The organism is Candidatus Methylomirabilota bacterium (genome assembly GCA_036001065.1).
Classification (GTDB): Bacteria; Methylomirabilota; Methylomirabilia; order Rokubacteriales; family CSP1-6; genus MNEF01.
Map to the genome: position 1 here is coordinate 1 of DASYUQ010000201.1, position 8,614 is coordinate 8,614.

An 8,614-nucleotide genomic window follows, 5' to 3' on the forward strand; every position below is an offset into this window, starting at 1 on the left:
CTCGAGGCGGCTGAGACCGGTGGCGACGACGGTGGGGCTCTTCCCGGGCACGAGGCGCAGGATCTCGCGGCCTTCGGTCGGGTCGAGGCCGTCGGGGGGCGGGCCGTGGTGGCTGATGTAGAGAGAGCCATCGAGGTTGACGGCGAGCCAACGCGGAGATCGAAGACCGGTGGCCAGCACGGTGAGGGCGCCGGTCGCCTCGAGACGGAGGATGCGGCCGCCGCCCTCCTCGGTGATGAGGAGCCGACCTGTGAGATCGAGCGCGAGGCCGGCCGGGCGCTGGAGCCCGGAGACGGCAATCGTGACGACGCCTGTGGGCGAGATCTTGTAGACCACGCCGGCCCCGGCGTCGGAGACGTACGCCGTCGCATCGAAAGTCACGGCCACGCCAACCAGCTCCTGGCTTCCGTCGAGCAGGAGCTCGATGGGGGCCAGGGCGTTGATCGTCTGCACCGGCGCCTGGCCGGTGGAGGGCACGAGGCCGACCACGACCGCCAGGAGGCCCACGCTCAAGACGCGCTTCATCATCCTCGCCTCATGCGGATGCGCCGCGGAAGCTCTGATTCATTGCGCCGGGGTCACCGGAATCTCGCGGCCGGACTTCGTGATGTACGCGACCTCCGACGCGCCACCGTAGACCGTCGTGACGCGCACGCGCTCGACTTCCTCGCCTTCCGCGAAGACGGGGCCGCCCCCGCCCAGGCTAATCAGCGTGAACGTCGTCGAGGCGCTGATGATGCTCGGTTGATTCGTGGGGACGGTGACGCTGGCGCTCGCTGTTGAGGAGGCGACCGAACCGGTGAGCCCTGTGCTCACGGCGGAGCTGACGGCGTCCGACTGTCCCTTGACGGTCACGGTCACGGTCGTGCCGAGCGGAATGTTGGACGCGGCCAGGCTGACCGTCACCGGGTTCGCCGTGGTGCCGGGCAGCGTAATGTCAGGGTTCGAGAAGGACCCGGTCGGCGAGGCGGGCGCCGCCACGCCGGCGACGGAGGTGATCCTCAAGCTCGGCGCGTTCGCCGGCGTGACCGTCCCCGGCGAGGCGGCGGACAGCGTTTGCTGCGCCGCCCCTGGGAAGGCGGCGGTCAGCGTGTTGTTGAATGCCTCGACGCGGACGCGACCGGCACTGCCGGATGCGACACTGGAGGCAACGGAGGCGCCGCTGACGTTAATCGTTCCCCCACTTCCGGTGATCGTGGTCGCAATGAGCCGCACCGCGCCACCGCTTCCGTTGCCGCCCGCGCCAAGGCTGGCGGACGAGGTTATTCCGCCCCGCCCTCCCCCAGCCAGGATGCTGCCGGTGAACGTGATCGTTCCCGACGAGGCGATCAGCAGCGCGCCTCCTCCACCACCACCTCCGCCCGCGCTGTTCCCGAGCGCCGCGCCGCCGCCTCCACCGCCCGACCCTCCTATGGGAGGAAGCAACGTCGCCGTGCCATAAGCCGCTCCGCCCGCGCTGCCAGCCGGTTGGCCCCCGAAAATTGCAGGTCCGTTGCTCCCCGACGTAGCGAAGCCCCCGCCCCCACCGCTGCTGCCGGCGACACCGCCGCCTGCACCGCCTCCGGGCCCCAGACCTGAGCCGCCGGTCGTGGAAACGACCCCATTGGCGCCCGCGCCCCCATCAAAGCCTCCCGCCCCGCCGGCTCCTGCATTACTCGTCACGACGGTGGCTCCTATGAGGGCGCCGCCGGCATTCGCTCCAGCCACGTCGACGATGCCCGCGATCGTGACGTTGCCGCTGGCGAGGAGCGTGACCGGGGTGTTCGTCGCGTTGCGCGTGAACCTCACGGTGACGCCGACCGGGATGTTGATCGTCGTGAAGTTGAACACGCCATTGGGCGGCAGCGTCAGCGTCGTGGTCGTCGTCGGGCTGAAGGCGCCGTCGGCTCCGGTGCTCCCGCTGCTGAACGTCTGCGCGAGGGCGGGTGAGCCGCCAAGGGCCAGCAGTCCAATGAACGCGCCGATTGCTGATCGTGTGAGATGACGCATCGTCCTCGTCCTCCTGACCCGCATCGCTCACTGCACCGTGAACAGGTTGCCGCCCGTCCCCGCGGCGGTGGATGTCCGTGCCGGGGTGGCGATCTGCACGACCCGGGCACCGAGGGCGGCTCCTGCGGCAATCGAGATCGTCGCCGTCGCCTGAGTTCCGTCTGGGTTGACCGCCAGGTTCGTCACCGTGATACTCGCGTCAGCCGCGTTACTCCGGAGAAAGGTGAGACTGGTGGCTCCGGAGAATCCGACCCCGGTGATCGTGATCGAGAAACTCGTGGTGCCGGCAGTGGCACTCACCGGCGAGATCGAAGTGATGACGGGCTCGAGTGCCACGCCGACCTCTGGTGTCACCACGAACGCGGTCGCGGGGGCCACCTGAACGCCGACGGCTCCGGCCACGGCGGCGGCGAGCGCGGGAGCAACCTGAACGCCGATCTGCCCAGCGACGGCCAGGGACGTCGGGACGGCGACGTGCACGCTGACGGAGCTGGTGAGGTTCTTGTCGACTGTCCGTTGGGCAAACGTCACGCTGACCCTCGGCGAGATAAGAAACGCCAGGGGCCGTGGGGTGATCGTGATCGAGGCCGATGCGCTCAACGTCCGGTCATCGGCGTGCTCGGCGGTGATGGTCACAGTGGACGGCGCGGGAACTGTCGCCGGGGCGGTATAGAAACCTTCCGTCGAGATCGTCCCCACGGTGGGGTCGCCGCCGACAATCCCGTTGACGCTCCAGCTCACCGACGCCGTCGAGCCTCCGTCGTCGGTCGCCGTGAACTGCTGCGTGGCGTCTGTGAAGAGCGTCGCAGTGGTCGGGCTAACGGTGATGGTGCCGAGCACCGTGAAGGGCGTCGGCGAGGTCGCCGACCCCAAGGGCGTCGTCACCGTGATCGGGCCCGTGGTGGCGCCGGTGGGAACGGACGTCACGATGCGATTCGGCGCCGCCGCCGTGACGGTGGCCGCCGTCCCGTTGAAGACGACGCTGTTCTGGCTGGGCGTGGCGCTGAAGCCCTTGCCGAAGATCTGGACAGTCGTGCCGACCTTGCCCTTGTTCGGGCTGACCAGGGTGATGCCGACGGCGCCCGGGATGGCCGCGGCGTCGAAGCGATCGACCCGCAGGAGATTTCCGGTCGCGTCGTAGGTATAGGTCCCGACGTTGCCCTGTTGATCCACGACGGCGATCAGGCGGTTGAGGTCGTCGTAGACGTAGTGGATCGCCGCCTGCTGACTGGTGGCGGGGACGGGGGCGAGCAGCAGGCAGGCGACGAGCCCAACAAGCAACGTCGGCCGGAGGCGTCTTTGTAGAGTCTGCACGGCCGCGAGCACAATCGTCGACCGAAGCGTCCAGGTCAATGGACGGTTCCGCTGAAAAAATGGACGGTTCCGCTGCCTAAAAATGAGTCAGCGAATTCACGCTTGCGCGGTCGGTGCGAATTAGGGTAATGAACTTGACCACCGCCGCGACACTCCTCAAGGGGGAGGCGCCCGTGGCCCTAACCCGATCGAGAAAACTGGTCGTGTTGGTCGTCGACGACGACGACGGTGTCTGCGCCGCCCTCACCCTCGTTCTTGAAGAGGAGTACGAGGTCCTCACGGCCGAGGACGGCCCGAAGGCGCTCGAACTCCTCCGCTCGCGCCGGCCCGATGTCATCCTGCTGGACATCCTGATGCCCGGTATGGGCGGTCTTGAAGTACTGGCGCGAATGAAGGAAGCCGACCCCCAGGTCGCGGTCATTCTCGTCACCGCCGTCAACGAGGTGGGGACGGCTGTGAAAGGGATGAAGCTCGGCGCCCTCGATTACATCACCAAGCCGTGGAACGAGTCGGCGCTGCTCGCCAGCGTCCGGGGCGCGGCGAGTCGCCAGGGTGCGCCCCGCGGGGTCCTCCTGATCGGCGACGACATGGGGCCGCTGGCAGCGCTGCAGCTCGCGCTCGAGCAGAATGTCCGCGTGACGACACTCCCGCCGGCCGCCGTGGGGCTTCCCGGGCTGGAGCGCGCGCCGGCGCTCGTGATCTTCGACAGCATGCTCGCCCCTGAGGCGGCCGCCGGGTTCGTGCGGGCCCTGCGCGAGCGCTTTGCCCGCGTGCCACTGATGGTGATGACGAGGGACATCCACATGGCCATGCGAGTGCCCGAGCTGGCCGCCCTGGCGCCCGCGAGGCTGATCGAAAAGCCCTATCGCCTCAACGAGGTGCTCAGCCGGATCGCGGCTCTCCTGTCTCCCCGCGTCCGACTGAACGGGTCGTGGAGGTACCTCGGCCCCCACGTGCACCGCGCGATCGATCACATGGCAGCCCACTACCAGGAGCCGCTCAGCGTATCGGACATGGCCCAGGCCGTGGGCCTCTCCGTGGACCGCCTGACCCACGTCTTCCGCGACGGGCTCGGCGTGGCAGTGAAGGACTACTTAGAACGGCTGAGGGTCACCGTGGGGCGGCGCCTCTTGGCGGAGACGGACTTGAAGATGGACGAGGTGGGTCAGCGCTGCGGCTTCGCCGATGCCTCGCACTTCTCCCGCGTGTTCATGGATCACACAGGGACACGCCCGGGCGAGTATCGCCGCCGCTCGGCCGTCCTCCGCGGCGCTTAGCACCGTCCGCCCTGCCCTGTCGACGACAGGAACTCCCGGGCGCGCGAAGGCGTAGACCACGGTTATCATCGCCGCGATAGCAGCGCGAATCTCGCCGGGCGCGCGCCGCGTAGGCTACTACCGCGCCCACTTTCTGGACAGCATCCGCCCGGACGGCATCGTTTGCCTCGAGTGCGGGAAGCTGCGCAAGACGCTCGGCACCCACGCCCGCCTCAGGCACCGGACGACGTTGGACGATTACCGGGAGAAGTGGGGCTTCAACCGCCAGACAGCGTTCGTCGCGGCCGACACCGCCGCCCGCCTCCGGCGCCTGGCCCTCAAGCGCAACCTCGGTGCCCATGGCTCAGCCGAGCTCCTCGCCAAAGCCCGAGCCGCGCGGCGCCGGAAAGACCTGGCCAGGCGCCCGGAGGCGCGCCTCAAAGACGGCGCGGCCAAGAAGCAGCTCTACGCCAGTGGCTGGCAGCCCCGCCGTTACCGGAAAGTCGACGACCGGACCCTCCGGCGCCTGGCCAGAGAGGGCCTCGACACCAAGCGAATCGCGCGGAAAGCGGGGCTCTCCATCGACCAGACGCGCAGCCGACTGCAGGCGCTGGGTCTGCTCCCGCCCCACCGGCGGCGCCGCCTGGTCGACCGTCAACGGATCCTCGCGCTTCGACGCGAGGGGCTCTGGCCGCTCGAGATCGCCCGCCGGATGCGCATCAGGCGGCAGCTCGTCCTCAAGATCCTCTGGATCTTCCGTGGCCAGGGCGTCAGGGTGCCGACGCCGCGCCGGCCGCGGCCGATCAAGAAACGCCGCGTCACCGACGACGAGTTCCTCCGCGCGTTCCGCCGCGCCGGCACGCCGGCCCAGATGGCCGCGCGTCTGGGCGTGTCGCGAGCGTACGTGATCTACAAGACCTGGTACCTCCGCCAGCGCAGCCTCATCGCCCCGGTCTCTCGCCCGCGAACGAGGGGGCGTCGCGCGAAACTCAGGCGGGCGCGACCTCGATCATCGCGTCGAAGGCTGCCTGTCCCGCGCCGAACGCGAAAAGATCGACGGCGGGGTCGGGAATCGAGGGACGCCCGGACGTCAGCCGATTGAGGCCTTCCCAGCCGTCCCGCATCCACACCGTGCCCGCCGGGATCTTGTCGGTGACCCGCGCGCGGGCCCGGAACTCCCCCCGCTCGTTGTAGAGGCGGATCGGCGCGCCGTCGCCCACGCCACGGGCCGCCGCGTCCGAAGGCGCGATCCAGAGGTAGGGCTCGGGATCGGCCTTGGCCAGGGTGGGCAGGGCGCGCCCGTGCTCGTAGAAGCCGTGGAACTGCGTCAGCGTCCGCCCCTGGCGGAACGCGAGCGGATAGGACGAGGCGGGCAGGTCCTCGTACACCGGCAGCGGCGGGAGCCCGAGCGCCTGCGCCCGCTCGGAGTAGAACTCGATCTTGCCCGAGGGCGTGTCGAACCGAAAATCCGGGTAGGCGACGGGCGAGATCCGCAGGGCGCGGATGCCGCCCTCGGCGCGGAGTGCGGCGACCGTCGCGTGACCCGTGGAGGGGTGGTCCAGGATCGCGTCGATCGGTCCCTCCTCGGATGGCCACGGAAAGAACTCGCTGAGGCCGAGCCGCTGCCCGAGCTCCCTGAGGACCCACGTCAGCGAGCGCGTCTGCCCCGGCGGCTCGAGGACTTTCGGCATCAGATAGAGGTGCGTGTTCGTGCTCTTGCAGCCCACCTCCTCCAGCCAGCCGGTGGCGGGCAGGACCACGTCGGCAAAGCGCCGCGCGGTGTCGTTGAGGAACAGGTCGTAGCTCACGCAGAGCTCGGTGCGGGCGAGCCCCTCGGCGACCTCGGCGGCATCGGCGAACGAGGACACCATGTCGGTCCCGAACAGGAGGAGCGCGCGCACGCGCCGCTCGAGGAGCGCCTCGGTCATGCGCGCCATCTGGTTCGGCACGTAGTCTCCGGGCGGACGCCGGTCGAGGACCGCGATGCTCCGCAACGCCTGGCCGTGAACGGACGCGCCGTGGCGCGGCCCCAGGCCACCGCCCGGCACCCCCACATTGCCGGTGAGCGCGGGCAGGCAGCCGACCGCGCGGCCGCCCTGCCAGCCGTTCGCGCCTTTGTGCATCGAGCTGCCGCCCAGCACGATCATGGCGGGCCTGGTGGTCGCGTAGCGCCGCGCCAGCGCGGCGATGCGGTCGGCCGGGATACCCGTGACGCGCGCGGCCCAGGTCGGAGAGTGCTCGGCGACGTGAGCTCTCAGCTCGTCGAAGCCGACGGTGTGGCCGGCGACGAACTGGCGGTCGTACAGCTTGTCCCCGATGATCACGTGCATCATCGCGAGCGCGAGCGCCGCGTCGGTCCCGGGGCGCACGAGGAACATCTCGTCCGCCTGCGCGGTGGCTTCGGTCTCGCGCACGTCGATGGCGACGACGTGGGCGCCGCGGCGCCGGGCCGCCGTGAGGTGGCGCGCGGTGTTGGGCTGGGAGGCCAGGTTCGCCCCCCACAGCACGATGAAGGCGGAGTGCGCGCCCATGTCCTCCTTGGTATGGACCTCGAGGACGCCGGTGAGCCCGGCCCCGAACGCGCCCAGGCCCCAGCAGATGATCGTCCCACTCCACCACTGGCACCCGTAGAGGTTCGCGAAGCGGCGGAGCAGTTCCGAGTTGATCCGGGTGCCGTAGTTGTTGGCCAAGAGCCCGTGACCCGACCAGGTCCCCACCGCCTCCCGGCCCACGGCCCGCATCTTCGTGACGATCAGGTCGAGCGCCTCGTCCCAGGTCGCCCGGCGCCAGTCATCCGTGCGTCGCCCGCGGACCAGCGGGTGCAGCAGCCGCCGGGGATTATCGATGATCTCGCGGGAGGCCTGACCACGGATGCACAGGAACCCCTGGCTGTCGGGATTGTCGCGGTCGCCGGTGACTCCGACGAGGCGCCCCTGCTCGACCTCGACCAGCATGCCGCAGAGTGTCGGGTGGCAGTTCATCGGACACATGGTGCGGATCACGCGGCGGTCCAGCATGGTCGCGAGTATATACTACGGGACTCGTGAGCCACGGCGGCGACATCGAGCGACGGGTCGTGCAGGTCCTCGACGGCCTCGGCGTCCCCTACGAGCTGCTCCCGATCGATCCGGCCTACGCCGACACCGCCGCCTTCTGCCAGAAGTACGAGAGGCCGCTCGACCGCGCCGGCAACACGATCATCGTCGCCTCCAAGAAGGAGCCCCGGCAGTACAGCGCCTGCGTGGTGAAGGCGACGCGCCGGCTGGACGTCAACCACGCCGTGCGGCGGCTCATGAACGTCTCCAAGCTCTCGTTCGCGTCGGCGGAGGAGACCAGGACTCTCACCGGCATGATGATCGGCGGCGTCACCGTGTTCGCGCTCCCGCCGGGCCTGCCGATCTACGTGGACGACACGCTCATGGGGCTCGACTGGATCATCCTGGGCAGCGGGAGCCGGTCCTCGAAGATCAAGACCTCGCCCGAGGTGTTCCGGCGCCTTCCCGGCGCCAGCATCGTCGCCGAGCTCAGCCTCGAAGGAGCTCCCGGTAGCGGAAGCAGCTGACGGTGTGGTCGTTGACCATGCCCACGGCCTGCATGAAGGCGTAGCAGATCGTGGGCCCCACGAACCGGAAGCCGCGCCGCTTGAGATCCCGGCTCAGCGCCCGCGACGCCTCGGTCTCGGCCGGAAGCTCGGCCGGGGACTTCCAGGCGCTCGGCCCGGGCTGGCCGCCGGCGAACCGCCAGACGTAGGCGTCGAAGCTGCCGAACTCGCGCTGGACGGCCAGGAGGGCGCGGGCGTTGGCGATCGCCGCCTCGATCTTGGCGCGGTTGCGGACGATCCCGGCGTCCCCCAGGAGGCGGCGCACCGCCGGCTTCGGGTAGCGCGCGATCTTCTTCGGGTCGAAGCGATCGAAGGCCCGGCGGTAGGCCTCACGCTTCCGGAGAATCGTCGCCCAGCTCAGCCCCGCCTGGGCGCCCTCCAGGACGAGGAACTCGAAGAGCCGCCGGTCGTCGTGCACCGGCACACCCCACTCCTCGTCGTGATACCGCACCAT

General features: G+C 69.7%; 8 protein-coding genes. 3 read left to right on the top strand and 5 right to left on the bottom strand.

The features are described 5' to 3' along the window. From VGV13_19290 to VGV13_19300, 3 genes are all read right to left on the bottom strand, one after another. On the bottom strand, window positions 1-528 hold a 528-nt coding region (locus tag VGV13_19290), incomplete at its 3' end, for a hypothetical protein (GenBank protein ID HEV8643234.1). Between the two features lie 36 nt (window positions 529-564). Further along, entirely contained in the window at window positions 565-1,989 is a 1,425-nt protein-coding gene (locus VGV13_19295) for a hypothetical protein (protein HEV8643235.1), read from the bottom strand. A 27-nt stretch (window positions 1,990-2,016) separates the two neighbouring features. Then, entirely contained in the window at window positions 2,017-3,270 is a 1,254-nt protein-coding gene (locus VGV13_19300; GenBank protein HEV8643236.1) for an RHS repeat domain-containing protein, read from the bottom strand. Window positions 3,271-3,431: 161 nt separating this feature from the next. On the opposite strand from VGV13_19300, the gene VGV13_19305 reads away from it, so the two are divergent. Beyond that, on the top strand, window positions 3,432-4,580 hold the full coding sequence (locus VGV13_19305; GenBank protein HEV8643237.1) for a response regulator: 1,149 nt from the start codon (window positions 3,432-3,434) through the stop codon (window positions 4,578-4,580). Window positions 4,581-4,722: 142 nt separating this feature from the next. After that, window positions 4,723-5,661, top strand: coding sequence for a MucR family transcriptional regulator (locus VGV13_19310; GenBank protein ID HEV8643238.1), 939 nt, complete (start codon window positions 4,723-4,725; stop codon window positions 5,659-5,661). Here the strand turns inward: VGV13_19310 and VGV13_19315 are convergent. After that, window positions 5,549-7,576: a molybdopterin-dependent oxidoreductase gene (locus VGV13_19315; protein ID HEV8643239.1), complete on the bottom strand. Its 2,028-nt coding sequence runs from the start codon at window positions 7,574-7,576 to the stop codon at window positions 5,549-5,551. The two genes, VGV13_19310 and VGV13_19315, sit on opposite strands and share 113 nt — an antisense overlap. 26 nt (window positions 7,577-7,602) lie before the next feature. Between VGV13_19315 and VGV13_19320 the strand changes: the two genes are divergently transcribed. Next, the gene (locus tag VGV13_19320) at window positions 7,603-8,121 is read left to right on the top strand and encodes a YbaK/EbsC family protein (GenBank protein ID HEV8643240.1); all 519 of its coding nucleotides are present in this window, start codon (window positions 7,603-7,605) and stop codon (window positions 8,119-8,121) included. On the opposite strand, the gene VGV13_19325 is transcribed toward VGV13_19320, so the two are convergent. Continuing rightward, window positions 8,084-8,614, bottom strand: a complete 531-nt coding sequence (locus tag VGV13_19325) for a DNA-3-methyladenine glycosylase I (GenBank protein HEV8643241.1) — start codon at window positions 8,612-8,614, stop codon at window positions 8,084-8,086. The two genes, VGV13_19320 and VGV13_19325, sit on opposite strands and share 38 nt — an antisense overlap.